At 60.6% G+C, this 25,948-nt stretch carries 23 protein-coding genes; 11 read left to right on the forward strand and 12 right to left on the reverse strand.

What is annotated here, in order from left to right; genetic code table 11:
- Positions 1-52 precede the first annotated feature (52 nt).
- On the reverse strand, positions 53-1,132 hold the full coding sequence (gene lptG, locus FFI16_RS21190) for an LPS export ABC transporter permease LptG (RefSeq protein WP_138816701.1): 1,080 nt from the start codon (positions 1,130-1,132) through the stop codon (positions 53-55).
- Entirely contained in the window at positions 1,125-2,243 is a 1,119-nt protein-coding gene (gene lptF, locus FFI16_RS21195) for an LPS export ABC transporter permease LptF (protein ID WP_138816702.1), read from the reverse strand. The genes lptG and lptF overlap by 8 nt, the downstream gene beginning before the upstream one ends.
- A 284-nt stretch (positions 2,244-2,527) precedes the next feature.
- Here lptF and FFI16_RS21200 point away from each other — a divergent pair, with 284 nt between their 5' ends.
- From FFI16_RS21200 to rlmF, 5 genes are all read left to right on the forward strand, one after another.
- Entirely contained in the window at positions 2,528-4,018 is a 1,491-nt protein-coding gene (locus tag FFI16_RS21200; RefSeq protein WP_056858890.1) for a leucyl aminopeptidase, read from the forward strand.
- 51 nt (positions 4,019-4,069) lie between these two features.
- Positions 4,070-4,498, forward strand: coding sequence for a DNA polymerase III subunit chi (locus FFI16_RS21205; RefSeq protein WP_138816703.1), 429 nt, complete (start codon positions 4,070-4,072; stop codon positions 4,496-4,498).
- A 7-nt stretch (positions 4,499-4,505) separates the two neighbouring features.
- A complete protein-coding gene (locus FFI16_RS21210; RefSeq protein WP_138816704.1) occupies positions 4,506-4,892 on the forward strand; it encodes a DNA polymerase III subunit chi in 387 nt (128 codons plus the stop codon).
- 150 nt (positions 4,893-5,042) lie between these two features.
- A complete protein-coding gene (locus tag FFI16_RS21215; RefSeq protein ID WP_138816705.1) occupies positions 5,043-7,889 on the forward strand; it encodes a valine--tRNA ligase in 2,847 nt (948 codons plus the stop codon).
- Positions 7,890-8,120: 231 nt separating this feature from the next.
- A complete protein-coding gene (rlmF, locus tag FFI16_RS21220) occupies positions 8,121-9,140 on the forward strand; it encodes a 23S rRNA (adenine(1618)-N(6))-methyltransferase RlmF (RefSeq protein WP_138816706.1) in 1,020 nt (339 codons plus the stop codon).
- Between the two features lie 81 nt (positions 9,141-9,221).
- Here rlmF and FFI16_RS21225 read toward each other — a convergent pair whose 3' ends face one another.
- Positions 9,222-9,503, reverse strand: a complete 282-nt coding sequence (locus FFI16_RS21225; RefSeq protein ID WP_003188840.1) for an HU family DNA-binding protein — start codon at positions 9,501-9,503, stop codon at positions 9,222-9,224.
- 396 nt (positions 9,504-9,899) lie between these two features.
- Between FFI16_RS21225 and yejK the strand changes: the two genes are divergently transcribed.
- Positions 9,900-10,904 carry a nucleoid-associated protein YejK gene (gene yejK, locus FFI16_RS21230; RefSeq protein ID WP_003171997.1) on the forward strand — a complete coding sequence of 335 codons (1,005 nt, stop codon included), beginning with the start codon at positions 9,900-9,902 and terminating at the stop codon, positions 10,902-10,904.
- The gene (locus FFI16_RS21235) at positions 10,904-11,254 is read left to right on the forward strand and encodes a glutaredoxin family protein (RefSeq protein ID WP_138816707.1); all 351 of its coding nucleotides are present in this window, start codon (positions 10,904-10,906) and stop codon (positions 11,252-11,254) included. The genes yejK and FFI16_RS21235 overlap by 1 nt, the downstream gene beginning before the upstream one ends.
- Positions 11,255-11,414: 160 nt before the next feature.
- Here the strand turns inward: FFI16_RS21235 and FFI16_RS21245 are convergent, their stop codons facing one another.
- From FFI16_RS21245 to FFI16_RS21270, 6 genes are all read right to left on the reverse strand, one after another.
- Complete coding sequence (locus FFI16_RS21245) at positions 11,415-13,655, reverse strand: TonB-dependent receptor (RefSeq protein ID WP_138816709.1); 2,241 nt, start codon at positions 13,653-13,655, stop codon at positions 11,415-11,417.
- 275 nt (positions 13,656-13,930) lie between these two features.
- Positions 13,931-14,908 carry a FecR family protein gene (locus FFI16_RS21250; protein WP_138816710.1) on the reverse strand — a complete coding sequence of 326 codons (978 nt, stop codon included), beginning with the start codon at positions 14,906-14,908 and terminating at the stop codon, positions 13,931-13,933.
- Complete coding sequence (locus FFI16_RS21255) at positions 14,905-15,480, reverse strand: RNA polymerase sigma factor (protein ID WP_138816711.1); 576 nt, start codon at positions 15,478-15,480, stop codon at positions 14,905-14,907. Before FFI16_RS21255 ends, FFI16_RS21250 begins: the two co-directional genes overlap by 4 nt.
- Before the next feature lie 10 nt (positions 15,481-15,490).
- Positions 15,491-15,817 carry a DUF3325 domain-containing protein gene (locus tag FFI16_RS21260; protein ID WP_138816712.1) on the reverse strand — a complete coding sequence of 109 codons (327 nt, stop codon included), beginning with the start codon at positions 15,815-15,817 and terminating at the stop codon, positions 15,491-15,493.
- Positions 15,818-17,386 (reverse strand): PepSY domain-containing protein, encoded by a 1,569-nt coding sequence (locus FFI16_RS21265; protein ID WP_138816713.1) that lies wholly within the window; start codon positions 17,384-17,386, stop codon positions 15,818-15,820.
- Positions 17,383-17,685, reverse strand: a complete 303-nt coding sequence (locus tag FFI16_RS21270; RefSeq protein ID WP_138816714.1) for a DUF3649 domain-containing protein — start codon at positions 17,683-17,685, stop codon at positions 17,383-17,385. Before FFI16_RS21270 ends, FFI16_RS21265 begins: the two co-directional genes overlap by 4 nt.
- A 171-nt stretch (positions 17,686-17,856) precedes the next feature.
- On the opposite strand from FFI16_RS21270, the gene FFI16_RS21275 reads away from it, so the two are divergent.
- The 3 genes from FFI16_RS21275 (at position 17,857) to fecA (ending at position 21,713) form a co-directional block, all read left to right on the forward strand.
- On the forward strand, positions 17,857-18,345 hold the full coding sequence (locus tag FFI16_RS21275) for a sigma-70 family RNA polymerase sigma factor (protein ID WP_138817442.1): 489 nt from the start codon (positions 17,857-17,859) through the stop codon (positions 18,343-18,345).
- Complete coding sequence (locus FFI16_RS21280; protein WP_138816715.1) at positions 18,342-19,283, forward strand: FecR domain-containing protein; 942 nt, start codon at positions 18,342-18,344, stop codon at positions 19,281-19,283. The genes FFI16_RS21275 and FFI16_RS21280 overlap by 4 nt, the downstream gene beginning before the upstream one ends.
- 93 nt (positions 19,284-19,376) lie before the next feature.
- Positions 19,377-21,713 carry a TonB-dependent Fe(3+) dicitrate receptor FecA gene (gene fecA / locus FFI16_RS21285; protein WP_138816716.1) on the forward strand — a complete coding sequence of 779 codons (2,337 nt, stop codon included), beginning with the start codon at positions 19,377-19,379 and terminating at the stop codon, positions 21,711-21,713.
- Here fecA and FFI16_RS21290 read toward each other — a convergent pair.
- Positions 21,710-22,582, reverse strand: coding sequence for a LysR family transcriptional regulator (locus tag FFI16_RS21290; RefSeq protein WP_138816717.1), 873 nt, complete (start codon positions 22,580-22,582; stop codon positions 21,710-21,712). The genes fecA and FFI16_RS21290 overlap by 4 nt on opposite strands.
- Before the next feature lie 106 nt (positions 22,583-22,688).
- Here FFI16_RS21290 and FFI16_RS21295 point away from each other — a divergent pair, with 106 nt between their 5' ends.
- A complete protein-coding gene (locus FFI16_RS21295) occupies positions 22,689-24,200 on the forward strand; it encodes an MFS transporter (RefSeq protein ID WP_138816718.1) in 1,512 nt (503 codons plus the stop codon).
- Positions 24,201-24,259: 59 nt separating this feature from the next.
- Here FFI16_RS21295 and FFI16_RS21300 read toward each other — a convergent pair whose 3' ends face one another.
- Both FFI16_RS21300 and FFI16_RS21305 read right to left on the reverse strand, forming a co-directional pair.
- Positions 24,260-24,670, reverse strand: a complete 411-nt coding sequence (locus tag FFI16_RS21300) for an HPF/RaiA family ribosome-associated protein (protein WP_017135168.1) — start codon at positions 24,668-24,670, stop codon at positions 24,260-24,262.
- 212 nt (positions 24,671-24,882) lie between these two features.
- On the reverse strand, positions 24,883-25,830 hold the full coding sequence (locus tag FFI16_RS21305) for a LysR substrate-binding domain-containing protein (protein WP_017135169.1): 948 nt from the start codon (positions 25,828-25,830) through the stop codon (positions 24,883-24,885).
- Positions 25,831-25,948 lie beyond the last annotated feature (118 nt).

Raw genomic sequence — 25,948 nt, forward strand, 5'->3', positions numbered from 1 at the left:
CAAAAATGCCCCGCTCACAGGAGCGGGGCATTTTTTGTGCATAAGCGCGGTATCAACCGGCCCGGCGCAACAGCCAGAACCCGGCCACGGCGCAGACAGCCGTCGGTACCAGCACCGCAAACAGCGGCGAGAAACCGAATACCAGGCTCGACGGCCCAAGCAGGTCCTGGGCGATGCGGAAGGTAAAGCCCACCAGCACGCCGGTAAACACCCGCTGGCCGAGCGTTACCGAACGCAGCGGACCGAAGATGAACGAAATGGCCATCAGCACCAGTGCGGCGGTGACCAGCGGCTGCAACACCTTGACCCAAAATGCCAGCCAGTAACGGCCGTTGTTCAGGCCCTGATCCTTGAGGTAGTGGATATAACTCCACAAACCGGAGATCGGCAGGCTTTCCGGGATCATCACCACGGTATTGAGCAGTTCCGGCTTCAGGGCAATGTCCCACTGCTCGGACGGCACATTGATCACTTCGGTGTAGGCCTTGATGCCCTGCCCCACATTACGGAAATAGGTCGTGGTGACGTCGTACAGCTCCCATTTCCCCTCGTCGTACTGCGCGCGCTTGGAGAAACTGGAGCTCAGCATATGCCGCTCCTTGTCGAACGTGTAACGCGTCACCCCCACCAACAAACCGCCCGGCTGCACGGCGTTGATGTGGATAAACTCATCACCCTGGCGGTGCCACAGGCCGTGTCTGGCGCTCTGCGCATCCCCCGAACCCTGGGCCAGGGCGCGATTGGCCTGGGCCGTGGCTTCGGTCGGTGGCGCTACGTACTCGCCAATCAACACACTGCACGCCATCAGCAACAGCATGGGTTTCATGACCGCCCAGACGATGCGGCCGATGGAAACGCCCGCCGCTCGCATGATGGTCAGTTCGCTGCTGCTGGCCAGGCTGCCCAGGCCGATCAGGCAGCCGATCAGTGCCGCCATCGGCATCATGTCGTAGAGACGACGCGGTGCGGTCAGCGCCACGTAGCTCAATACGTTGGTGACCGTATAGGTGTCGGTGACGTTGCTCACCTCATCAATAAAGGCAAACAGGCAAGCCAGGCCAAGGATGATGCCCAATACCGCCAGGATGGCGATCAGTACGCTGCTACCAATGTAGCGGTCGAGCTTAGTCACGAGCCAACTCCTTCAGGCCACGACGGCTCTTCATTTTCAAACGGATAGGTTCCCAGTAGAGCAACCCCAGGCCGATCACCAGGAAGATCCCGTGCACCCACCACAGGCCCAGGGTTGGCGACAGCTTGCCCTTCTCCAGGGAACCACGGGCGGAAATCAGGATGGTCAGGTAGGCCATGTACAAAAGGATTGCCGGCAACAGCTTGAGGAAGCGGCCCTGGCGCGGGTTGACCCGCGACAGCGGCACGGCCATCAAGGTCACGATAAACACCAGCAGCGGCAGGGAGATTCGCCATTGCAGCTCGGCAACGGAGCGCAGCTCGGGATTGCCGATCAGTGACAGCGTCGGCAGTGCGTCGCGGTCGGTGACCTCTTCACTGATGTCCGGCTTGGCCAGCATTACGCCATAAGTGTCGTATTTGACCGCCCGATATTCCGCCAGCCCAGGGCTGCCGTCGTAGCGATAGCCATTCTCCAGGATCAGGTAGCGGTTGCCGTCAGCACGTATTTCCTGGCGGCCGCTGTTGGCTACCAGAATCGAAATACCCCGGTCTTTCTGGTTCAGGCCAAGGTTTTTCTGCGAGATGAACACACCGCCCAGGTTAGAGCGGTCATCGGTCATGGTTTCGGTGTAGGTGACCCGCGTGCCGTCGTTGAGCGCCTGGAAGCGCCCGGGCTCGAGGGTATCGAACTCGGTCATCGCGTCCTGCTTGTTCAGCAGCAACTGGAACTGCATGGCGCCCTGGGGCGCCAGGCTCATGCTCAACCAGGCCACCACCAGCGCAACGCCGGTGGCCGGCACCATGGTCATGGCCAGCAGACGCTGCTGGCTCATGCCGGTGGCCGAGAGCACGGTCATTTCGCTTTCAAGGTAAAGCCGGCCATAGGCCAACAGAATGCCGAGAAACAGGCCAAGGGGCAGGATCAACTGCAGGAAACCCGGCAGGCGAAAGCCCATGATCAGGAACAACGAGCCCGGATCCAAGGCGCCCGAGGCCGCCTGGGCGAGGAATTTGACGAAACGACCACTCATGGTGATGACCAGCAGTACCGCACTCACGGCACTCAGGGTCAACAGGACTTCGCGGGACAGATAACGGAAGACGATCAAACCAGACACTCCAGGGTTGTCAGGCTAAGGCGGCCAAACAAGCAAGCATACCGAGTCGACCCGTATGCACGGGCCGGCTAAAAAGATTGCGCATTATCCTGTGATTGGCCGCGCCTGTCACGGTGCTTGCTCATGCGCGTGCACAAAGCGTGCTGCAAGGGTTGTCAGGCTGCTCTGGCGAGGTTCAAACTGCGGCCTTTGTCGCGGGCGGTTTACAAAGCTGCCAAGCATCAAAGCCTGCGTACAGACGCCAGGCTCACTGACCTTAAATAAGGGACCCGAAAATGGAATTGGTTGTAAAAAGCGTTAGCCCCGAAACGTTGAAAACCGCCACCCTCGTGGTCGCCGTCGGCGAAGGGCGCAAGCTCGGCGTCGCCGCCAAGCAACTGGATGAACTGAGCGGCGGCGCCATCAGCGCGGTCCTCAAGCGCGGCGACCTGGCCGGCAAAGTCGGCCAAAGCCTGCTGCTGCAAAGCCTGCCCAACCTTAAAGCCGACCGCGTATTGCTGGTGGGCGTGGGCAAGGACGCCGAACTGGGCGACCGCCCGTTCCGCAAGATCATCAGCGGCATCCTCGCCACCCTTAAAGGCCTGGGCGGCACCGATGCGGCACTGGCCCTCGATGAAATCGTCGTAAAAGGCCGTGACAGCTACGGCAAGACCCGCCTGCTGGCCGAAAGCCTGGTGGACGGCGGTTACGTCTTCGACCAGTTCAAGAGCCAGAAGGCCGAACCGCGCGCCATCAAGAAAATCACCCTGCTGACCATCAAGGCCGCCCAGGCTGAAGTCGAGCGCGCCGTCACCCACGCCACCGCCATCGCCAACGGCATGTCGTTTACCCGCGACCTGGGCAACCTGCCGCCGAACATCTGCCACCCCACCTACCTCGGCGAACAAGCCAAGGCGCTGGGCAAAGAGTTCAAGGGCCTGAAGGTTGAAGTGCTGGACGAGAAGAAGATCAAGGAACTGGGCATGGGCTCGTTCTATGCCGTGGGCCAGGGCAGCGACCAGCCGCCACGTCTGATCGTGATGCAATACAACGGCGGCAAGAAGTCCGAGAAGCCTTACGCGCTGGTCGGCAAAGGCATCACTTTTGACACCGGCGGCATCAGCCTCAAGCCGGGTGCCGGCATGGACGAAATGAAATACGACATGGGCGGCGCCGCCAGCGTGTTCGGTACCCTGCGTGCCGTGCTGGAACTCAAGCTGCCAATCAACCTGGTGTGCATCCTGGCCTGCGCCGAGAACATGCCGAGCGGTGGTGCGGCACGCCCGGGCGACATCGTTACGACCATGAGCGGCCAGACTGTCGAGATCCTCAACACCGACGCCGAAGGCCGTCTGGTGCTGTGCGATGCCCTCACCTACGCCGAACGCTTCAAGCCACAGGCCGTGATTGACATCGCCACCCTGACCGGTGCCTGCGTGGTCGCCCTGGGCGCTCACACTTCGGGCCTGCTGGGTAACAACGACGAGTTGATCGAGCAACTGCTCAGCGCCGGCAAGGCTGCCGACGACCGCGCCTGGCAACTGCCGCTGTTCGACGAGTACCAGGAACAACTGGACAGCCCGTTCGCCGACATCGCCAACATCGGCGGCCCTAAAGCCGGCACCATCACCGCTGCCTGCTTCCTGTCGCGTTTTGCCAAAAACTTCAACTGGGCGCACCTGGACATCGCCGGTACGGCCTGGACCAGCGGCGGCAAGGACAAGGGCGCCAGTGGCCGTCCGGTTCCTCTGTTGACCCAGTACCTGCTGGATCGCGCCAAAGCCTGAAACTGAAGATTCCGGGGCGGCCTGCATGGCGCCCCGGTCTCAGGAACCGCAATGACCCAAGTCGACTTCTATATATTGCCCAGCGCCGATCCCTCTGCGCGCCTGGACTTTGCCTGCAAACTCACCGAAAAAGCCTGGCGCATGGGCCACCGCATCTACCTGCATTGCAGCGATGCCGCCCAGCGTGAAGACCTTGACGCCCGCCTGTGGCGTTTCAAGGGCGAAAGCTTCGTGCCCCACGGCCCTGCCGAGTCCGAACCCGAAGGCCTGATTGTGCTGGGTTTGGGCGACAGCTGCGGCGATCATCATGACTTGCTGGTTAACCTGGACCTGAAAGTACCGGCCTTTGCCAAGGCTTTTGCCCGCGTGGCGGAAGTGGTGGTCGAAGACCCGGCTATTCGTCAGGCCGCGCGGGAGAGTTTCCGTTTCTACCGCGAACAGGGCTATCCTCTGCAAGATCACCGGCTACAACGACTTTGAGCACACGATGGACACTCCAAACCCGCTGAAAAAAGACGACCACTTGCTGGACGACCTGGAGTCGATCCGTCAATTGCTCGGTGATGATGAGTTGCAACCGCCGCTGCTGACCGAATCGGTCGAGAGCGAGGTACAGATTCCGCTGTTGTTCGACATGGTCGGTGGCAAACCCGCCGCACCTGAGCCCGCAACACCAGCCCCCGCCGCAGAACCGGCACCCGCCGCTGAAAAAGCGCCCGACGCGTTGCTGCTGCATCTGGACAATGAACTGCGTGCCGCCGCGCAACTGATCATGCAGGATGTGATCGACGACTTTGCACCGCATATTGAAGCCGAGATCAAACGGCGGATGGATGCGCGGATGGAGCGGCTATTAAGCCAATACCAGTCCTGAGCCCTGCATAGATCCCTGTGGGAGCTGGCTCGCCTGCTCCCACATTTACTCAACGTACATCTCTAGCCCGTCTTCGCCTCGCCCTGCGCCTTATCCCCCGTTATACTTGTCGGCTTTCCTGAATAAATGCCAACTAGGGTCCCGCCGCGCATGGATAAGACCTACCAGCCGCACGCCATTGAAACTTCCTGGTACAACACCTGGGAGTCCGAGAATTACTTCGCCCCACAAGGTGCCGGCGAGTCCTACACCATCATGATTCCGCCACCGAACGTCACTGGCAGCCTGCACATGGGCCATGGCTTCAACAATGCGATCATGGATGCGTTGATCCGTTTCCGCCGCATGCAGGGCCGCAACACCCTGTGGCAACCGGGTACTGACCACGCCGGTATCGCCACGCAGATGCTGGTGGAACGCCAGCTCGAAGCCACCGGCCAGAACCGTCACGACCTGGGCCGCGAGAAATTCCTGGAAAAGATCTGGGAATGGAAAGACCAGTCCGGCGGCAATATCAGCCGTCAGATCCGTCGCCTCGGCTCGTCCGTCGACTGGAGCCGCGAGCGCTTCACCATGGACGATGGCCTGTCGGAATCGGTGAAAGAAGCCTTCGTGCGCCTGCACGAAGACGGCCTGATCTACCGCGGCAAGCGCCTGGTCAATTGGGACACCAAGTTGCACACGGCAATTTCCGACCTTGAAGTGGAAAACCACGACGAGAAAGGCTTCCTGTGGAACCTTAAGTACCCGCTGGCCGATGGCGCCAAGACTGCTGAGGGCAACGACTACCTGATCGTCGCCACCACGCGTCCGGAAACCATGCTCGGTGACGCCGCCGTTGCGGTTAACCCGAACGACGAGCGCTACCAGGCGCTGATCGGCAAATTCGTTGAGCTGCCGCTGGTTGGCCGTCGTATCCCGATCATTGCGGACGACTACTGCGACCCTGAATTCGGCACCGGCTGCGTGAAAATCACCCCGGCCCACGATTTCAACGACTACGAAGTCGGTAAGCGCCACAACCTGCCGCTGCTGAACATCTTCGACAAAAATGCAGCCGTGTTGCCGGCCTGCCAGGTGTTCAACCTGGACGGTACGCTGAACGAAAGCGTCGACGGCAAGATCCCGGCCGAATACGCCGGCCTCGACCGTTTTGAAGCACGCAAGCAGATTGTGGCCGCCTTTGACGCCGCCGGTTTGCTGGTAAGCGTTGACGACCACGGCCTCAAAGTGCCGAAAGGTGACCGTTCCGGCACCGTGATCGAGCCGTGGCTGACCGACCAGTGGTACGTGTCAACCAAGCCGTTGGCCGAGCCTGCCATTGCTGCCGTGGAAGACGGCCGCATCCAGTTCGTGCCTAAACAGTACGAAAACATGTATTTCTCGTGGATGCGTGACATCCAGGATTGGTGCATCAGCCGTCAACTGTGGTGGGGCCATCGCATTCCGGCCTGGTACGACGAGTCGGGCAAGGTGTACGTAGGCCGCGACGAAGCCGAAGTGCGTGCCAAGCACAACCTTGGCGCGGACATCGCCCTGCAACAGGACAACGACGTACTCGACACCTGGTTCAGCTCGGGCCTGTGGACCTTCTCGACCCTGGGCTGGCCACAGCAGACCGAGTTCCTGAAGAAATTCCACTCCACTGATGTGCTGGTTACCGGCTTCGATATCATTTTCTTCTGGGTTGCCCGGATGATCATGCTCACCATGCATTTGGTGAAGAACGAAGACGGCACGCCGCAAGTACCGTTCAAGACCGTGTACGTACACGGTCTGGTGCGTGATGGCCAGGGCCAGAAGATGTCCAAGTCCAAGGGCAACGTCCTGGACCCGCTGGACATCATTGACGGCATCGACCTGGAAACCCTGGTGCAGAAACGCACCTCGGGCCTGATGCAGCCAAAATTGGCCAAGAAGATCGAGAAGCAGACCCGCGACGAGTTCGCCGATGGCATTGCCAGCTACGGCACCGACGCCCTGCGTTTCACCTTCTGCTCGCTGGCGTCTACTGGTCGCGATATCAAGTTCGACATGGGCCGCGTCGAAGGCTATCGCAACTTCTGCAACAAGATCTGGAACGCCGCTCGTTACGTGCTGGATAAAGGCGAAGACTGCGGCCAGAACGGCGAAGCCGTCGAACTGAGCCTGGCCGATCGCTGGATCATCTCGCAGCTGCAGCGCACCGAAGCCGAAGTGACCCGCCAACTCGACCAGTTCCGTTTCGACCTGGCCGCACAGGCCTTGTACGAGTTCATCTGGAACCAGTATTGCGACTGGTACCTGGAACTGTCCAAGCCGGTACTGTGGGACGAAAACTCGCCGATCGAGCGCCAGCGCGGCACCCGCCGCACCCTGGTGCGCGTACTCGAAGTGGCACTGCGCCTGGCGCACCCGTTCATGCCATTCATCACCGAAGAGATCTGGCAGCGCATCGCGCCGCTGGCCGGTATCGAAGGCAAGACCATCATGCTGCAACCTTGGCCGGTGGCCAATGAAGCGCGCATCGATGAGGCCGCCGAAAGCGATATCGAATGGCTCAAGACCCTGATGATGGGCACGCGTAACATCCGTGCCGAGATGAACATCGGGCCGGGCAAGCCGTTGGCAGTGTTTGTGAAGAACGCCAGCAGCGAGGATCAGCGTCGCCTCACAGAGAACGATGCACTGCTCAAGAAGCTGGCGAAGCTGGAGTCGATCACGGTATTGGCTGCTGGCGAAGATGCACCGCTGTCTGCGACCGCGCTGGTCGGCGAGATGGAAGTGCTGGTGCCGATGGCTGGCTTGATCGATAAAGGCGCGGAACTGGCGCGTCTCGACAAAGAAATCGCGCGCCTGCAAGGTGAAGTGCAGCGGGTGGGCGGCAAGCTGTCCAACGCGGCGTTTGTCGACAAGGCGCCGGCTGAAGTCATCGACAAAGAGCGCGCCAAGTTGGCCGAAGCGGAACAGGCTTTGGGCAAGCTGGCCGAGCAACATGCGCGGATTTCCAGCCTGTAAGCTGGAAACTGTGTAAAAAAAGAGACCTTCGGGTCTCTTTTTTTTGGGGGTTTGAAAACCCAATCAGGGTGGGAGCGGGCTTGCTCGCGAATGCGGTGTGTCAGAAACACATTCAGTGACTGACACACCGCATTCGCGAGCAAGCCCGCTCCCACATTTAAACCGAAGTCAACTTCGGAATGTGTGACAATACCCGCCACTTTTGAAACAAACCCAGAATCGACGCAGCCAATGACCGCCCCCAGCACACCCAAACCACCGCGCAAGAAGCCTAAAACCGCCGCCACGGCCAAACCCGTCGCGCCGCGCAAAGAGGCTACCTTGCACCCGCGCAACCGCCACACAGGCCGTTACGACTTCCCGGCGCTGATCAAGACCACGCCGGAACTGGCGAAATTCGTGATCCTCAACCCTTATGGCAAAGAGAGCATCGACTTCGCCAGCCCGGACGCGGTGCGGGTGTTCAACCGGGCACTGCTCAAATCGTTCTATGGCATCCAGCATTGGGATATCCCGCAGGATTACCTGTGCCCGCCGGTGCCGGGGCGTGCCGACTACGTGCACTTTCTCGCCGACCTGCTGGCCAGCGTCAACGATGGCAAGATTCCGCGTGGCTCGATCGTCAAGGTGCTGGACATCGGCATGGGCGCCAACTGCGTTTACCCGTTGATTGGCTATATGGAGTACCGCTGGAACTTCCTTGGCTCGGAGGTCGACCCCATCGCCGTGGCTGCCGCCAGGGCCATCGTGCAGTCCAATGACCTGAGCAAGGTCATCCAACTGCGCCAGCAACCCAACCCCAAGCAGATTCTGCTGGGCTTGCTGGAGCCGGGTGAGCGCTTTGACCTGACCATGTGCAACCCGCCCTTCCACGCGTCCATGGACGAAGCCACCAAGGGCAGCGAGCGCAAATGGCGTGCCCTGGGTAAAGCTGATCCCAAGCGCAAACTCCCGGTGCTGAACTTTGGCGGTCAATCGGCGGAGTTGTGGTGTGAAGGCGGCGAAGCGCGTTTTGTGACGCAGCTGATCGCCGAGAGCGCGCACTTTGCTCACAAGGTGCTGTGGTTCAGCACACTGGTGTCAAAAGCGTCGAACTTGCCCGCGATCGAGACAGCCCTGAAAAAAGCCGGCGTGCTGGAAAGCCAGGTGGTGGAGATGTCCCAGGGCCAGAAGCAAAGCCGTTTTGTGGCCTGGACCTTCCAGACCAAGAACGAGCAGCAGATCTGGCGCCAGCGCTGGGTTCGCGACTAGCCACAAAAAGCCCTGCACAAATCGCAGACAACAAAAAACCGTGCCCGGATCGCTCCGAGGCACGGTTTTTTTTGCTGCGTCTTACTTGTTAACAGCGTCGGTCAGGCCTTTGGCCACAACCAGCTTGATAACTTTCTTGGCAGCGATTTCGATGGCAGCGCCAGTCGAAGGGTTACGGCCAGTACGGGCTGGACGCTCGGTCACTTTCAGTTTGCCAACGCCTGGCAGAGTGATTTCGCCGCCGTTTTCCAGCTGATCAGCAACAACTTGGCTCAGTTGGTCCAGCAGAGCGCGCACGGTAGTTTTCGGTGCGTCTACTGCTTCAGCCAGGTCAGCGATCAGTTGGTCTTTAGTAATAGCCATTGTGGTGTTCCTTCCCTATCAAATTCATATGGATTGCAGAGTGCAGTGTCAGCCGTCGAGCCCGACCGTCATGGCCTGGCACCCCAGGCCTACAACCACGGAGATCGGGGTTATAGATGCTTGAAACGGGGATTGGTTCGACCTGACAGATGCTGAATGCACGCTTAACGCCGAGACTTGGCGTAAGACGGGGCAAAACTAGCACAGAGACGGGGAAATATCCGCCTCAACATACCCATTTGGTCAGCTTTATCGCTCTAAACCGTGAAAAAAAGGCATATGGACCGTCGGAGGTCGCCCAAAACCGCCTTGCAGGCGCGTCTTGGCCAATGGGTGCGGTACACTGGGCGACTTTTGGGGAGGCCCACCGCTCCCCTTCAACCAGCCGAGAAGCCTATGCCGATCCGTCATTGCATTGTTCACCTGATCGACAAAAAACCCGACGGCACACCTGCAGTTCTGCATGCCCGCGATTCGGAGCTGTCCGAATCCGCTGCCATCGAGAACATGCTGGCCGACCTCAACGAGAGCTACAACGCCAAACAAGGCAAGGCCTGGGGTTTCTTCCATGCCGAGTCCGGCGCGCACCCGTTCAGCGGCTGGTTGAAGGAGTATTTCGACGGTGGCCAGGATTTCACCACCTTCAGTCGCACGGCGGTCGAGCACCTGCAAAAGCTGATGGAGGAGTCCAACCTCTCCACCGGCGGCCACGTGCTGTTTGCCCACTACCAACAAGGCATGACCGACTACCTGGCCATCGCCCTGCTGCACCACAGCGAAGGCGTGGCGGTGACCGATGAGCTGGACGTGACCCCATCGCGCCACCTGGATCTGGGCCAGTTGCACCTGGCGGCGCGCATCAACGTCTCCGAATGGCAGAACAACAAGCAGTCCAAGCAGTACATCTCGTTTATCAAAGGCAAGAACGGCAAGAAGGTTTCGGAATACTTCCGTGACTTTATCGGCTGCCAGGAAGGCGTCGACGGCCCGGGCGAGACCCGCACCTTGCTCAAGGCGTTCAGCGACTTTGTCGAGAGCGAAGACCTGCCGGACGAATCCGCGCGCGAAAAGACCAAAACCCTGGTGGACTACGCCAGCAGCCAGGCCAAGCTCGGCGAGCCGATGGGCCTGGAAGAACTCTCGGGGTTGATCGATGAAGATCGGCCAAAAGCGTTCTACGACCATATCCGCAACAAGGACTACGGCCTGTCGCCGGAAATTCCGGCCGACAAACGCACCCTCAACCAGTTCCGCCGCTTCACCGGCCGCGCCGAGGGCTTGTCCATCAGCTTTGAGGCGCACCTGCTGGGCGACAAGATCGAATACGACGAAGCCGCCGGTACCTTGATCATCAAGGGCTTGCCGACCCAACTGACCGACCAGCTCAAGCGCCGCAACTGATGCTCGGCGGGGTGCTCAAGAAAGTCCTGTTGGTATTGCTGGTGGTGGTAGTCATTCAGAACTGGGGCAAGATCGAGCGGCTGTTCAACCCCTCGCAGGTGGTTTCGGAGCAGGTACGCGCCTCGGCGCGCGTGGTGCTCTACTCCACCGAGTGGTGCGGCTACTGCAAGCAGATCCGGCGCTTTCTGGACCAGAAAGGCGTGCCGTACCAGGCGTTCGATATCGAGAAGGATGCCCAGGCGCGCAAGGCGTATGAGGCGTTGGGCGGCGGCGGGATTCCGTTTGTGGAGGTCAATGGCACGCTCATTCGCGATTACAACCCGGACGCGATCATGGCTGCCTTGAAATAACCCGATCTTAGCGGCAGCCCGCTTGTGTGGGAGCTTTTTTGTGGGAGCTGGCTTGCCTGCGATAGCATCACCGCGCAGTAACTGGCAGACCGAGTTGCCTGCATCGCAGGCAAGCCAGCTCCCACACAAGCCCGCTCCCACATTCAGTTCTGCAGCGTCTTTAGAAGTTAGCTTCCAGCGACACCATCGCCGTACGCTCTTCACCGACGTTGTAATACGCCGTACTTGGCGCCAGGCCGTTTACCGGCGCCGAGTTGAACGACACGGTGCGCGCCGAGCTCAGGTATTCCTTGTCGAACACGTTAAGCATCGACAGCCGCAGGGTCGCAGACTTGATCACCTTTTTGTCCACCGGCAAGTAGATACCGGCATTCAGGTCCACCACAGTGCGCCCGGAGATTTTTTCGTCATTGGTCAAATCGCCGTAGAAACTGCCGACGTATTTGCCCGCAACGTTGCCGTAGAAACGCGAGTCGTCGTAGCCAAACACCAGGTTGAACATGTTTTCCGGCACGTTGGCCAGTTGCTTGCCGGCGGTGGGCAACAACACGTTCTTGCTGAGCAGATTGTCTTTCTGTTCAGACTGGGTATAGGTGTAAGACGCGTAGTAGTTGAAGTGATGCGGTAACAGCCCGCTCCACTCCAGCTCCAGGCCTTTGTTGTCGACTTTGCCGACGTTGATCACCGCGTAGTCGCCGTTGAGGTCAGTGGTCGACAACTGGCGGTCCTTGAAGCTGATGTAGAACAGCGTCGCGCTCAGCGCCACATCGTCTTCGGTGAAGCGCCAGCCCAGTTCCTGGTTCCAGCTCAACTCAGGCTTGAGGCTTACCGAGTCGCCCTTGTTGTACAGCACGTAGTTCGGCGGCGTGCGCATGTTGCGAGTGACGTTGTAGAACGCCTGGTTGCTCTCGTCGACCTGGTACTTGGCGCTGAAGCTCGGCAGAAACTGGTGGTAACGGGTGTTACGTTTTTCCGGTTTATCGTAAAGGCTGCCCAGGTTGTTACCGTCGCGCTCGACGTACTGGTAGGCCACACCGCCGATAAAACTCAGGTCTGGCGTGGCTTGCCAGCTGTCCTGCACCCAGAGCTTTTGCGACGGTGTGATGGTGTAGTAATGACGGCCTTGTACCGTCGCACCGTTCTTGTCGACCACTTGGCCGCCGCCGTTGTAGTCGCCCCACACATCATCGGGTGCGCCTTCGCCGTTGATGCCGATAAACGGCTGGCTCTGGCGCTGGCGTGCGCGCTCATACCAGTAGCCGTAGTCCAGGCTGTGTTCTTCGTTGATGTCCCACTTCATCTTGGCGGTAACGCCCGGACGCCAGGTTTCGGTCCACGAAGGGCGGTAGTAGTTGAGCGATTTGAGGTTGCTCAGGTCGTAGTTGCCGGCCTTGTCGGACTTCGGCCCCAGGTTCGATGCGGTCTGGCCGCTGAAGCTGCCACCGTTGGCCCAGTAGTAATAAGGCGTGACCGTCAGCGCCAGGTTGTCCTGCAACTGCCAGCGCTGGGTGAGCGTGGCGTTGACGCTTTCGAAGGGGTTGCGGTTGAGCTTGTAGGAGGACGACAGCAAACCCGACTTATACACCGGAGTTTCCGAGTAGTCCTTGCGCCGCCCGTCCGTGTCGAACTGCGACTTGCTCAAGGAGTTGTAGTTGTAGTTTTCCTGGTTGTTGTACTTGATCGTGGCCAGCGTGGAGTTGCCGCTACCGTCTTCAAACAGGCTGCTCCACTCGACCTTGTCGCTGCGCAGCGTGCCTTTGCCGCGCCACTTGTCGCCCTCCAGGTGCGATGCCGAGACCCAGGTCTTGAGGCCGCCGAAATCACCGGTATTGACCCGCACGAAGGTCTTGCGCAAGTCGTTGGCGCCGACGATCTGCTTGGCGAACAACCCGCCCTCTTTGGTCGGCCGAATAGTGATCATGCCGATGTTGCCACCGCTGGAACCGATGTGCGGGCCGTCTGCTTCCGAAGAACCCTGTGTCGCGAATACTTCCGCAAGGTTTTCCGGGTCGCCCAATTGGTTGGAATAGACGCTGTAGTTGCCCGAATCGTTGATCGGCACGCCGTCGACGGAAACCCCGATCTGGTCGGAGTTCATGCCGCGCATGGTGAAGTTGGTACCGCTGGTACCACTGGCATCATCACTGGAAACGTTGATGCCCGGCGTGTATTTGAGCTTGTCGATGGCGTTGGCGGTCGACGACATCTGGTCCATGGCTTCCTTGGTCACCGTCGACCGCGCCTTGGCACTTTCTTCACGGATCATGTGGCCGTTGCCCAGGGTCTGTTTGCCGGCGATGTCCACCGAACCGACGTCCTGCGTGGTGTCTGCCAAAACCAATGGCGCAAAGCTACCTAGGCCCGATGCAAAAAGCAGGGCAGAGAGTGTGTTGATCTTCACAAGTAGATCCCTTACGTGCATCTATCTGTTGTTATGGAGGGCGGTACTGGCTGTCAGAACCGGGTGAACGGCGACGCCAGTCTTCCTGACCACCTGCTCAGGAATCCGAGGATGATCCTTGGCGCGTGTAACGGTTTGGTGACAGGTTTTGGCAATTAGGATGAAGGTTAAGTGAAGGATCTACAGGCAGCGTGATACCTGGCCTGTAACTGTTGGCAGGAGATGGTCGCGAGGAAAATAGTTGAAAAAGAGGGTGGCCAGCAAACCGTTCGTGTCTAGCGCAACACAATCATACGGCCTAAAACCCTGTGCTGTTCAAACCCCAGCACCGCCTGCAGGGCATTCAAAACCGCCACTGGGTCCTTGCTCGGAAAGCTGCCGCTGACACGCTTGGCGCCCATCTCGTCGTTCAGCAACAGAATGCGCCCCGGATAGTAACGGCTCAGGTCCTTGACCACTTCGGCCAACGGCGCCTTGTAGTAATTGAGCCAACCGTCACGCCAGGCCAGGCGGGATTCACTGTCGACCGCGTGCATCGCTTCGGCCACACCGTCTGCGTAGGCCACCTGTTGGCCTGCGGTCAGAATTTGCTGTTGGCCTTGCCTGGATGGCGTCACGCCAACCCGGCCAGACAATACCGTCACCTGCGCGCCAGCCGGTTGCAGGCGCACTTCGAACTGTGTGCCCAACACCCGCGCTTCGCCGCTGCCGGCCTCGACCACAAAGGATTGGCCGGTGTGGGTCACGCTGAAAAACCCGGCACCGCGACGCAACTGGATATGCCGCTCACCGTGGCTGAAATCCACGGCGATGGCGCTGTCGGCATCCAGGGTCACTTGGGACTGGTCGGCCAGGGTCACGGTCTTGACCTCACCCGGCGCGGTCACGTAATCGGCGCCGAAGTCATCCACCCAACGCGACGGCTGCCACCCGGCACCCATCGACACCATCACCAGCAGGCACGCGGCCATGGCCAAGGCGCCGGACCAGCGCAGGGTGCGCGAACGTTTCGAGGTGTTCATCGCGTTGAGGTAGCCCTGCAAGGCCAGGGCGTCTTCGCCGGCCAGTGTGCGCGCCGGTACCTCGCTCAGCTCCCACAGCACCTGGGCCTGGGAATAGGCCTCGACGTGGGCAGGATCGGCCTGCAACCAGCGGCTGAAGGTGGCCTGGTCGCCACTGCTGGGCTGGTCGTGCAACAGGCTCAGCCAGTCGAGTGCGGCCTGTTCCTGTGCGGGCGTGGGGGTAACGTTCACGGTGCTGTCCCTGGCGTGCGTGGGGGCAATGGTTCGCGAAGGCTGGCCTTGCAGGCTTCGAGGGCACGCATCATATGTTTTTCCACGGCGCTTTGGGACAGCCCCATGGCCTTGGCGATTTCTGCGTACTTGCGGCCGTGGATGCGGTTGAGCAAAAAAATCTGCCGCGTGCGCTCCGGCAGGCTGCGCAAGGCAGCTTCGACATGGCGCAGATCATTACCCGCTTCGAGCGCCGCCTGGGGTTCGGAGCCCTGATGGTCCTGTTGCTCCGGCAGCCAGCCTTCGTTGCTGCGCACGCGGGCGCCTTCGCTGCGCAAATGGTCGATGGCAATGTTGCCGGCACAACGCAGCAGGTAAGTGCTGAGTTCTTCGACCTGCACCAGCGGGCGGCGCCAGAAGCGCAGGAATAAATCCTGTACCAAATCAGCCGCCGTTGCGCGGCACCCCACACGGCGGCTGACCAGGGCTTCCATTTGCGAACGCTGGGACAAAAACACCTGCAAAAAATGCGCACGTCCACCAGCAGCATCGGTGTGCGGGCGGTCCTGGGATTCGGGTGGCGTGCTGATCATCTTTACAGGCTCAGAATAAGGCGAAGGCCGCAACAGGGCTGGCCAGCAGGCCCACGCCCGCAAGGGTCAAGGCCAGCCTTGGCCGATACGGCAACAGCAACACCAGCAGCAACGCGCTGAGCATCAACACCGCGCACCACTCCACCAACCCTTGGGCCCAACCTGAAGCGGCGACGGCGGGCCAGATCGACACGCTCAGCAACAACCAACCGGCCATGCGCAGGCTTGCGCGCCGCGCGGGCGACGGCTTGCTGTGCAGCAACTCGCCGTGATGGCGATCGGTGGCCAGGCACAACGCGGTAAACCCGGCGTAGCACATCAACAGGGTAAGCAGCATTCAGCGTGCCTCCTGCTTGAGCGTGATTGCCCGCACACGTTCTGCCTTGGGGTGCGTGCGGTGTTGCATCTTCCACGCCGCCCACGTGAGGAACAGGCCACTGGCCAGGCAGGTCAGGTCGAAGCCGGCCATGGCCCAGTCACCCTTGGCCAATGACGTACCCAAGTGCTGCGAGGTGGTCAGTGCATTGAGCAGAGGGATCGCCACAAATAGCAGCGCAGCGAAGCTCAGTTGCTCGACCCAAGCCTGGCGACCACAGCGCAATACGGCGTGCAGCAGGCTCAGGCCCCAGGCGATAAAGAAGGTTTGTATTTCCCCATCGGAACGCTCGGCGAAGCTCACCGGCAACAGGCGGTTGGCCCAGAAAAACGCCGCGATGGCGATTATCAAGCCAGACATGCTGGCAATGTTGAGCACTTCCACCAGCCGCAGTTCAAACGGCATAACCCCGGTTTTAGTGTGCTTGAGCTGGCGCTTGCCGAGCCAGATCACCAGGCCGGTGCCGATCATCGCCGTGCCCGCCAGGCCACAGATAAAGTACAGCCAGCGCAGCACCGGGCCAGCGAAATGGCCCATGTGCAGGCCGTAGAAACTGCCACCAATTGCCGCCGGCAACGATTGTTCACCGCTGACGCGCAGCAACTCGCCGGTGGTGCCGTTGAATGAAACGCTGCTGCCAAAGTCATGCACCACACGGTCGGAGCCAGCCCGAACCACATTCACCGACGCGTTCACATCGCCTGGGTTGTTGACCACCAAACGGCCCACATGCCCACCGGCCCACTGCGTGCGCGCCTGCTCGTACATCGGCCATAACGGCAGCAACTTACCCGGCTGGCCGAGCGCCGGTGCATTGTTGGTATTGGGGAACACTTCATTAAAGAACGCGCGGCTGTCGTTGCCGTACGAGGCCAGGATCGGCGCGGGCATCACCATGCTCATGAAGATCACCAGGCTGCTGTAGGTGATCATCAGGTGAAACGGCAGCACCAGCACACCCACCGCGTTATGCCCGTCGAGCCAGGAGCGCTGGCCCTTGCGTGGGCGGAAGGTAAAGAAGTCCTTGAAGATTTTCTTGTGGGTGATGATCCCGGTGATCAGCGCGACGAACATCACCATCGCGGCGATAGTCGACAGCCAGCGGCCCCACGGGTAAGGCATTTGCAGTTGGAAGTGGAAGCGGTAGAAAAATTCGCCGCCCATGCTTTCGCGGGCCTGGACGGGTTGAGCGCTGACGGGATCGAGGACTTTCTGGATGAAGTTGCCGCGTTTGCCGGGGTCGACTTTGTCTTGCCACATCACCGACAGGCCAGGGTCACGGCTGTTGGGCAGGGTGATGAACCAGCGCGCGGCGTTGGGCGCCTGTTGCTGCAGATAGGTTTGCGCAGCGGCGAGGCTGCGCGCTTCGTCCAATGGATACGCCTGCACTTCGGGCTGCATCCAGTGGGTAATTTCGTCCTTGAAATAGGCCAGGGTGCCGGTCAGGAAAATCGCAAACAGCAGCCAGCCGAAGATCAGGCCGGCCCAGGTGTGCAACCAGGCCATCGCCTGGCGGAAGCCCTCTTTCATGTGCGTGCCATCCAAAAACCCACGCCCGCCAGGGTGGCAAATAACGCGCTGGGCAGCATCACGCCAAACCAGGCGCGCGAGGCTGTGCGGCAGGCGAAGCACCAGATAACGGCCAGCAGATAGAACACAAACGAACTCATCATCCCGGTGATCACCGCGTCAGCGCGCGAGGTGGGCATCCACAGCGCCATGCACACGGCGGCCAGGGATGCCATCAGATAGCCGCCGACCACGGCAGCCAGCGCGCGCGAGGTGACGGCGAGGCGGTAGGAGACGGGCAGTGAGGGTTTGCTTTTCATGCGGGAGACGCCAGATTCATCAGCGCGCAATATTAATGATAAATATTCTCATAAGCAAAAGAGAACGGATGAATCACCTGCCCGCATGGATTGCCGAATGCGTATCACGCCCCTTACAATGCGAACAATTCTTGTTCTCTAAAGTACATTGATACTTTCGGAGTGAACGCGTTGCAGCCGTCCAACACCGTCGAAGTCCTGTACCACGACCATCACCTCTGGCTTACCGGCTGGTTGCGACGCAAGCTCGGCTGCCCGCAAAGCGCGGCAGACCTGGCGCAAGACACCTTTGTCCGCGTGCTCACCGCCCGCGAAACGCCCACGCTGATCGAACCACGCGCCTTCCTCACCACCATAGCCAAGCGCGTGCTGTTCAACTTCTACCGCCGCCAGGACCTGGAGCGCGCCTACCTCGATGCCCTCGCGCAGATGCCCGAACACGTGGCGCCCTCGGAAGAAGACCGCGCCATCATCCTGCAAACGCTGGTGGAGCTGGACCAACTGCTCGACGGCCTGCCCGTGCAGGTCAAGCGCGCCTTCCTGCTGGCCCAGCTCGACGGCCTGACGTACGCACAAATCGGCGCCGAACTGGGCATCTCAATCGCCACGGTCAAGCGCCACCTGAATAAAGCAGCGATGCGCTGCTACTTCGCCCTATGAACTTTTCTACCCAGGTTGCCGAACAAGCTGTGCACTGGCTGATGGAAATGCAGCAAGGCGCGCTTAACCCGCGCCAGCAAGCGGCGTGGCAGCACTGGCTGAATGCCCACAGTGAACATCAGCGCGCGTGGGACCATATCCAACGCGTCAACCAGCGCCTGCGGGGCATGCCCTCGCCTCTCGCTCATGCGGCGCTGAACGCGCCGCAATCGAGCAGCCGCCGCCAGGCGCTGAAGCTGTTGCTGATCCTCGGTGCAGGTTCGGCGGCCGCCTGGGGTTTGCGCCAGCAGCATATTTTGCCGCCCTTGAGCGCCGACTACCGAAGCCCTGTGGGCCAACGACGCAAGGTGCAATTGGCCGATGGCAGCCAGTTGCAGCTCAATACCGGCAGTGCGGTGGATGTGCATTTTGATCGGCAGCAGCGCCTGATCCGCTTGCTTGAAGGCGAGATCCTGCTGACTGCACGCACAGGTGATACACCGCTGCGCGTACTCACCGGCCAGGGTTTGCTCAGCAGCCAGGCGGCCCGGCTGAACGTACGCCAGTTCAACGACCATACCCAACTGGCGGTATTTGAAGGGAATGTTGAGGTCATGCCCAACAGCTACAGCGGTTTGCCGTTGACCGTCGAGGCCGCGCGCCAGGTCAATTTCACCCGCAAAGGCTGGGACACGCCACGCCCGAACGACGCCAACAGCGGCGCCTGGGCCGACGGCATGCTGGTGGCGGCGCATATGCGCCTGGAAGATTTCCTCACAGAGCTTGGCCGTTATCGCCGGGGCCAGCTCAACTGTGACCCGCTAGTGGCCAACCTGCTGTTGTCAGGCAGTTATCCATTGGATGACAGCGAGCGCATTCTCGACCTGTTGGAAGTCAGCCTGCCGGTCAAAGTGCGGCGCTTTACCCGTTACTGGGTGACCGTTCAGGCCCGCGCCTGAAAAATTATTTTCAATAACAGTGAGCCGTTTTCCACACCTCGCGTGACAGAGAAGGAAAGCCACCTTGATCCTTCCTTCTCAGGACCGCACGTCATGCCCCAGCAGCCGACCCTTCTCGCCCGCACCTTGCGCCAACTGTTACTTGGCGCCAGCCTCAGTTTCACCGTACTGCCTCAGGTGATGGCGGCCGAGGCCAAGCCATATCACATCGCTCCGGCCTCGCTGGAAGCGGCGCTGAATCAATTTGGTCGCGAAGCGGGCGTGCTGATTTCGTTCGGCTCCCAAGTCACGGCCGGTATGCAGAGCCGTGGTTTGTCGGGTAATTACAGCGCCGACGAAGGCCTGCAAAAACTGCTGGAAGGCACCGGTCTGCAAGCCCGCGCCGAGGGCGACAAGGCCTACAGCCTGCAACCGGCCAGCGCGCCTGCGACCGTGGAGCTGCAAACCTCCAGCGTGGTCGGCGACTGGCTTGGCGATGCGGCGCAAACCAATGTGTTCGAGCACCCCGGCGCCCGTGACGTGATCCGCCGCGAAGAATTCGAACGCCAGGGCGCCACCCAGGCCCGCGATGTGCTCAACCGCATCCCCGGCGTCAACGCCCCGGAAAACAACGGCACCGGCAGCCATGACATGGCGCTGAACTTTGGTATTCGCGGCCTGAACCCACGCCTGGCCTCGCGCTCCACTGTGTTGATGGACGGCATTCCGGTGCCGTTCGCGCCCTATGGCCAGCCGCAGTTGTCTTTCGCGCCGATCAGCATGGGCAATATGGACGCGGTTGACGTGGTTCGCGGCGGCGGTGCCGTGCGCTACGGCCCGCAGAACGTGGGCGGCATCGTCAACTTCGTGACCCGCGCAATCCCGGATGCGCCGACCGTCAAGGGCGGCTTGCAGACCGAGACCAGCCCATCCTCCAGCCATGACGGCTTCAAGACCACCGGCAACCTGCTGGCTGGCGGCACTGCCGATAACGGCCTGGGGGGCGCGATCCTGTACTCCGGCACCCGTGGCGGCGACTGGCGCGAAAACAGCAACACGCGCATCGACGACCTGATCCTCAAGGGCAAATACCAGCTGGACGACGCCAACAGCTTCAACGCCATGGCGCAGTACTACGAAGGCCAGGCCGATATGCCCGGCGGCTTGAACGTCAAGGACTACAAGGCGGATCCGTACCAGTCCACCCGCCCCTACGACAAATTCTGGGGCCGCCGCACGATGTTCAACGCCGGTTACCGCTACCAGGAAGACCGCCGCGAATTCACTGCCAACACCTTCTTTACCACCACCTTGCGTAATGGCTACCTGGACCAGGGCAGCTTCCTGTCGTTGTCACCGCGCGAATACTGGGTGCGCGGCCTGGAAACGCGCTTCGCCCAAGGCTTCGATCTCGGCCCTACCAGCCATGAAGTGGGCGTTGGCTACCGCTACATCAGCGAAGCCGGCCATGAGATGCGCTACCGCACGCCGATCAGCGCCAACCAGCAACTGCCCAACACCAACAGCCGCAACGACCGCGACACCCGTGGCGCCACCGAAGCCAACGCGTTCTTCATTGATGACCGCATTGATATCGGCAAATGGACCATCACCCCGGGCGTGCGCTACGAGATGATCGAGTCCCAGCAGACCAACAACCTGAGCAACGTCAAATACAAGGGCGACTACAACACCGCGCTGCCGGCGTTGAACGTGCTCTACCACCTCACCGAAGACTGGAACCTCTACGCCAACACCGAAGGCTCGTTCGGCAGCGTGCAATACAGCCAGATGCCTAACCGTGTGAGCAGCGGCGAAGTGAAGCCGGAAAAAGCCCGCACCTGGGAACTCGGCACGCGCTACGACAACGGCAGCCTGCGTGCGGAAATCGGCGCGTTCCTGATCAACTTCGACAACCAGTACGACAGCAACCAGACCAACGACACGGTGATCGCCCGTGGAGAAACGCGCCACCAGGGCATGGAGTCGAGCATCAACTACGCACTAGACGGCTTGAGCCCGGCGCTCGCGGGCTTTGACGTGTACGCCACCTACGCCTATGTGGACGCAACCATTCGCGAAGACGGGCCGAACAAAGGCAACCGCGTGCCCTTTTCGTCCAAGCACAAAGGCACGCTGGGCGTGGGTTACACCGAAGGGCGCTGGAAGCTCAATGTCGACAGCAGCTACCAGAGCAGCCAGTTCGCCGACAACGCCAACACCCAGGCGGAAACCGCCGACGGTGCTAATGGGCGTATCCCCGGCTACATGCTGTTCAGCAGCCGCGCGGCGTATGACTTCGGCCCGCAGCTGCAAGACTTGAATGTGGCGGTCGGTGTGAAAAACATCTTCAACAAGCAGTACTTCACGCGCTCGTTCGACGACAACAACAAGGGCAAATATGTAGGCGAGCCGCGCACGGTATACGTGCAAACCTCCATCGCGTTCTAACTGCCTGCCAGGCAACTCGGGGTGCCGGCCACCAAGGCGTCGATGGCGCAGCGCGTCTTGGCTGGCATATGTGCGGCCGTCGGCCAGATCACATGGATCGGCGCCGGTTGGTCGCGGTGGTTTGGCAGTACCGCCTGCAGTTGCCCGCGCAGTACGTAGTGCGCAATCAACCAGCTCGGCAACCAGGCCAGGCCCACGCCGGCAATCGCGGCATCGGCCACGGCCTGGAGGTCGTCGAGCATCAATAGCGAAGGCACACCGGGGCGCTGCGAGGTATTGCAGCGGTAGGCAATGCCTCGGTGTGCGGCGAGGTCATCGATACATTTAATCGGCCCGACACGCTGCAAATAGGCCGGCGAAGCAGCCAGGCCAACCGATTGTTCGCCCAGGCGACGCGCACTCAGGCGGTCAGTGTCCGGCAGCGGGCCAATACGCACGGCCACGTCGAAGCCTTCCTGTGCCAGATCGATCAACCGGTCAGAGAACGAAATCTCGATTTCCAACGCCGGGTAACGGTCCATCAAGCCCCACAACGCTGGCGCCGCGTAATGATGGCCGAAAGCCAATGGCAAGCTCGCCCTTAAACGCCCGCGTGGCTGCTGCCGGCCGCTTTCCAGCACCGATTCGGCAGCTTCCAGCTCTGCCAGCGCGCGCACGCAATGTTCGTAATACGCCTGCCCATCCTCGGTCAGACGCTGGCGACGGGTAGAACGCTGCAACAGTCGAGTGCCCAACCGTGCCTCCAGGCGCGCCAGGCCTTTGCCCACGGCAGAACGCGTGAGGTTCAGCCGTTCGGCGGCTTCAGTCAGGTTGCCGCTCTCGACGATTTGCAGAAACAGTTCAACGCCATCAAAACGCGGAGTGGCCATAAGCTTATTGTCGCCTTTATATCCCTTATCAAAGGAAAAGTTATCACGAATAAAGAATTCTGTTCCCGCGAGAATAGCGCTCTCCCCCAAACAAAAGGAATATCCCATGCCGCCCGCCGCCGCCGTATCGGCCGTCAGTGCTCCGCGCACTGCCAGAGATGGCCTCGCGCTCACCGCCGTGTGCCTTGTGGCATTGATGTTCGGCCTGGAAATCTCCAGTGTGCCGGTCATCCTGCCGACCCTGGAACAACAGCTGGGCACGGGTTTTCAGGATGCGCAATGGATCATGAACGCCTACACCCTGGCCTGCACCAGCGTCTTGATGGCCGCCGGCACCCTGGCTGACCGCTTTGGACGGCGGCGCATGCTGGTGTTGTGTTTGTGGTTGTTTGGATTGGCTTCGCTGGCCTGCGGGCTGGCCAATGATGCCTCCGCCTTGATCGCGGCGCGCTTCGTTCAGGGCGTGGGCGCCGGGGCGATGATGATCTGCCAGTTTGCGATTCTGTCGCACCAGTTCCGTGAACCCGCTGCTCGGGCACGCGCCTTTGCGATATGGGGCGTGATCGCGGGCCTGGGTCTGGGCTTCGGGCCGATGGTCGGCGCGTTGATTCTGGCGGTCGCGGACTGGCGCTGGGTGTTCCTGGTGCATGTGCCACTTACACTGCTGACCTTGGTGCTGCTGCGCATCAGCGTGCAGGAATCCCGCGACCCGGCTAGCCATCGGCTGGACATCGCCGGCATGCTGACCTTGACGCTGTCGGTGTTCGCCTTGGTGTACTTCATTACTCAGGGCAGCGAAAACGGCTTCGGCACCCCGGCGATGCTCGGCTGGGCCGGTTTGTCGCTGGTCGGGCTGCTGCTGTTCATCTTTATTGAGCGGCGCAGCGCTCACCCGATGTTCGATTTTTCGGTGTTCCGCATCCAGCGCTTCAACGGCGCGTTGATGGGGTCGATTGGCATGAACTTCAGTTTCTGGCCTTTCATGATCTACCTGCCGCTCTACTTCCAGGCTGGCCTGGGTTACGACACGCTGACCACCGGCGCGGCCTTGCTGGCCTACACGCTGCCGACCTTGCTGGTGCCGCCACTGGCGGAACGCCTGGCCCTGCGCTACGGCGCCGAACGTATTATCCCGCTGGGCCTGGGGTTGATGGGTGCAGGGTTTATCAGCATGGCGGCAGTCAATGGCGCGCAGCAGCCGAGTATCGTCTGGGTACTGTTCAGTTGCGTGTTAGCGGGCGTGGGACTGGCACTGACCAACTCACCGACCACCAACACCACCACCGGCGCTGTGTCGGCTGATCGCGCAGGCATGGCTTCGGGTATCGACCTCAGTGCGCGGCTGATTACGCTGGCGCTCAATATCGCGCTGATGGGGCTGGTGCTGCTGCTGGGCATCGGCCATCACCTTTCCAGTCTGCTGCCTGCCACTACGGCCTTGGATTGGCCCGCTATCAGCCAGAACATTGCGGCCGGCAAGCTGGACGCACTGGTGCTGGCACCTGCAGAGGCACAGGCCGCGCTGCGCCACGGCGCCGGCTGGGCCATGTTGTTCGCGGGTGTTGGCGCGTGTGGGCTGGCGATCTTGAGCCGGTACTTCTTCCAGCAGCGCCGCTGAACGAAAACGGGCCTGCGCATGCAGGCCCGTTTTATTGGGGTTGAAAAAACACTCAGCTATCAGCTGTTAAGCGCAGCCTGTTCGTTTTCCAGAAATTCCTCTTCCAGCTCGGCCTCGTCGGCCTTGGTATCAGGCAGGCTCTGCCCTGCGGCGCGTGGTTTGCCGCGCAGTTTGCCGTACAAATGTTCCAGCGCATGCTCAAGCTTGGTGGCGGCGCCATCGATCGCCTGTTCAAGCGTATCGGCCTTGTGCAGGACCGACAGTGGTTGATGGCCCTTTGGCCGTGCTTCCAGACGGCAACTCAGATCGTGTGGGCCGGGCTTATCGCCGTTTTCATCCTTCAGATAGACCTCAACGCGGGTCAGGTCCTCTTCATAACGTTCGAGCGTGCTCTCAATGGTAGTTCGTACCCACTCCTCCAGTCGGATGCTGCTTTCAATATGGTTATCGCTATTGACTTGGATTTGCATAGTTCTTCCCTTATTTCAGCTAGCTCGCGAGAGGTCACAACTGCGACACCGGGGCGGTGAAACCATGACCTCTTGATTACACAATTGAGCACTGCGCAGAACAATTCAACCCCTTTGCAAAGATAAATCCCACATTACAAATTAACCCTGACGAGGAGCAAAAACGCTGTTAGGGTGGGGAGTTAGTTACATCTTCTTACGCTGAGCGAACCTCATAATTGCCCCTCTCCCAACGGGTGCAATCCGCGAAAAATTCCGGCCTCCTCCACCAGCCAGTCATGCACCGCACGCACGCCCGGATGGCTCAACGCGCCCGGCGCATACAACAGCACATAACGTTTGTGGTTGGGCACGGCCAGGCCGAAGGGCACGATCAAGGTGCCGCGCTCCAACTCATCGTTAAGCAAGGTACGCCGCGCAATCGCCACGCCCATACCCGCAATAGCGGCCTCGATGGTCAGGTGGTTGCGGTTGAAGGTGTGGCCGCGTCGCACGTCGGCGTCGTGGTAGCCGATAGCATTCAGGTAAAACTCCCACTCGGCGTATTCATAACTCCCACGCCAGGCGGTGATGTCGTGCAACAGCGGAAAATGCACCAGGTCCGCCGGGCCATGCAACGGCGGCCTCCCGCGCAGCAGACTCGGCGCGCACACCGGAAAGATCTGTTCATCGAGCAGGGCTGTGGATAACAGCCCGGGGTAGCTGCCGTCGTTCAAGTCGATGGCCAAGTCGAAGTCGCCCTCGTGCAGGGCGATGCTGCTGTCTTCGGCGACCATGCGCAGTTGGATATCCGGGAATCGCTGCTGCAAACGCGGCAAACGCGGGGTCAGCCACTTGCCGAGAAACGACGGGATCGAGCGCAGGCGCAAAGTGCCGCTGATCATCCCCGCGTCCAGCCGCTGCAATTCCGCATCGATGCTGCCGTACGCCTCACCTACGGTCGCCGCCAGCCGTTGCCCTTCGGCACTCAGCTCCACGCCACGGGCGCGCCGATGAAACAACCGAAAGCCCAAGCGCTCTTCCAACTGGCGGATCTGCTGGCTCACCGCCCCCGGCGTGATGTGCAGTTCTTCGGCGCAGCGGGTGAACGACAAATGCCGCGCTGCGCAGGAAAACACGTGCAACCAGACATACGTCTGGCCATGGAGGGGGCGAGTCATAGCGTTTAGTCCTGCTAAAGGGTGTCTTAGGATAATTCGTTGGTCAGTGCCGATCCAGAGGCTCAGTATCGCGCCAATTCCGCCTGCTCTACAAAACATGGCAGCGATTTCTACTCCA

Source organism: Pseudomonas sp. KBS0710 (assembly GCF_005938045.2).
GTDB lineage: Bacteria > Pseudomonadota > Gammaproteobacteria > Pseudomonadales > Pseudomonadaceae > Aquipseudomonas.

What these genes read in the sequence shown, in the direction of transcription:
- FFI16_RS21205 (WP_138816703.1), top strand. Translation starts at nt 4,070, where the DNA reads ATGACCCAAGTCGACTTCTATATATTGCCCAGCGCCGATCCCTCTGCG.
- FFI16_RS21300 (WP_017135168.1), bottom strand. Translation starts at nt 24,670, where the DNA reads ATGCAAATCCAAGTCAATAGCGATAACCATATTGAAAGCAGCATCCGA.
- FFI16_RS21270 (WP_138816714.1), bottom strand. Translation starts at nt 17,685, where the DNA reads ATGAAAAGCAAACCCTCACTGCCCGTCTCCTACCGCCTCGCCGTCACC.
- FFI16_RS21260 (WP_138816712.1), bottom strand. Translation starts at nt 15,817, where the DNA reads ATGCTGCTTACCCTGTTGATGTGCTACGCCGGGTTTACCGCGTTGTGC.
- FFI16_RS21255 (WP_138816711.1), bottom strand. Translation starts at nt 15,480, where the DNA reads ATGATCAGCACGCCACCCGAATCCCAGGACCGCCCGCACACCGATGCT.
- FFI16_RS21210 (WP_138816704.1), top strand. Translation starts at nt 4,506, where the DNA reads ATGGACACTCCAAACCCGCTGAAAAAAGACGACCACTTGCTGGACGAC.
- FFI16_RS21235 (WP_138816707.1), top strand. Translation starts at nt 10,904, where the DNA reads ATGCTCGGCGGGGTGCTCAAGAAAGTCCTGTTGGTATTGCTGGTGGTG.
- FFI16_RS21265 (WP_138816713.1), bottom strand. Translation starts at nt 17,386, where the DNA reads ATGAAAGAGGGCTTCCGCCAGGCGATGGCCTGGTTGCACACCTGGGCC.
- FFI16_RS21295 (WP_138816718.1), top strand. Translation starts at nt 22,689, where the DNA reads ATGCCGCCCGCCGCCGCCGTATCGGCCGTCAGTGCTCCGCGCACTGCC.
- fecA (WP_138816716.1), top strand. Translation starts at nt 19,377, where the DNA reads ATGCCCCAGCAGCCGACCCTTCTCGCCCGCACCTTGCGCCAACTGTTA.
- FFI16_RS21305 (WP_017135169.1), bottom strand. Translation starts at nt 25,830, where the DNA reads ATGACTCGCCCCCTCCATGGCCAGACGTATGTCTGGTTGCACGTGTTT.
- FFI16_RS21290 (WP_138816717.1), bottom strand. Translation starts at nt 22,582, where the DNA reads ATGGCCACTCCGCGTTTTGATGGCGTTGAACTGTTTCTGCAAATCGTC.
- FFI16_RS21225 (WP_003188840.1), bottom strand. Translation starts at nt 9,503, where the DNA reads ATGGCTATTACTAAAGACCAACTGATCGCTGACCTGGCTGAAGCAGTA.
- FFI16_RS21200 (WP_056858890.1), top strand. Translation starts at nt 2,528, where the DNA reads ATGGAATTGGTTGTAAAAAGCGTTAGCCCCGAAACGTTGAAAACCGCC.
- FFI16_RS21215 (WP_138816705.1), top strand. Translation starts at nt 5,043, where the DNA reads ATGGATAAGACCTACCAGCCGCACGCCATTGAAACTTCCTGGTACAAC.
- rlmF (WP_138816706.1), top strand. Translation starts at nt 8,121, where the DNA reads ATGACCGCCCCCAGCACACCCAAACCACCGCGCAAGAAGCCTAAAACC.
- FFI16_RS21280 (WP_138816715.1), top strand. Translation starts at nt 18,342, where the DNA reads ATGAACTTTTCTACCCAGGTTGCCGAACAAGCTGTGCACTGGCTGATG.
- yejK (WP_003171997.1), top strand. Translation starts at nt 9,900, where the DNA reads ATGCCGATCCGTCATTGCATTGTTCACCTGATCGACAAAAAACCCGAC.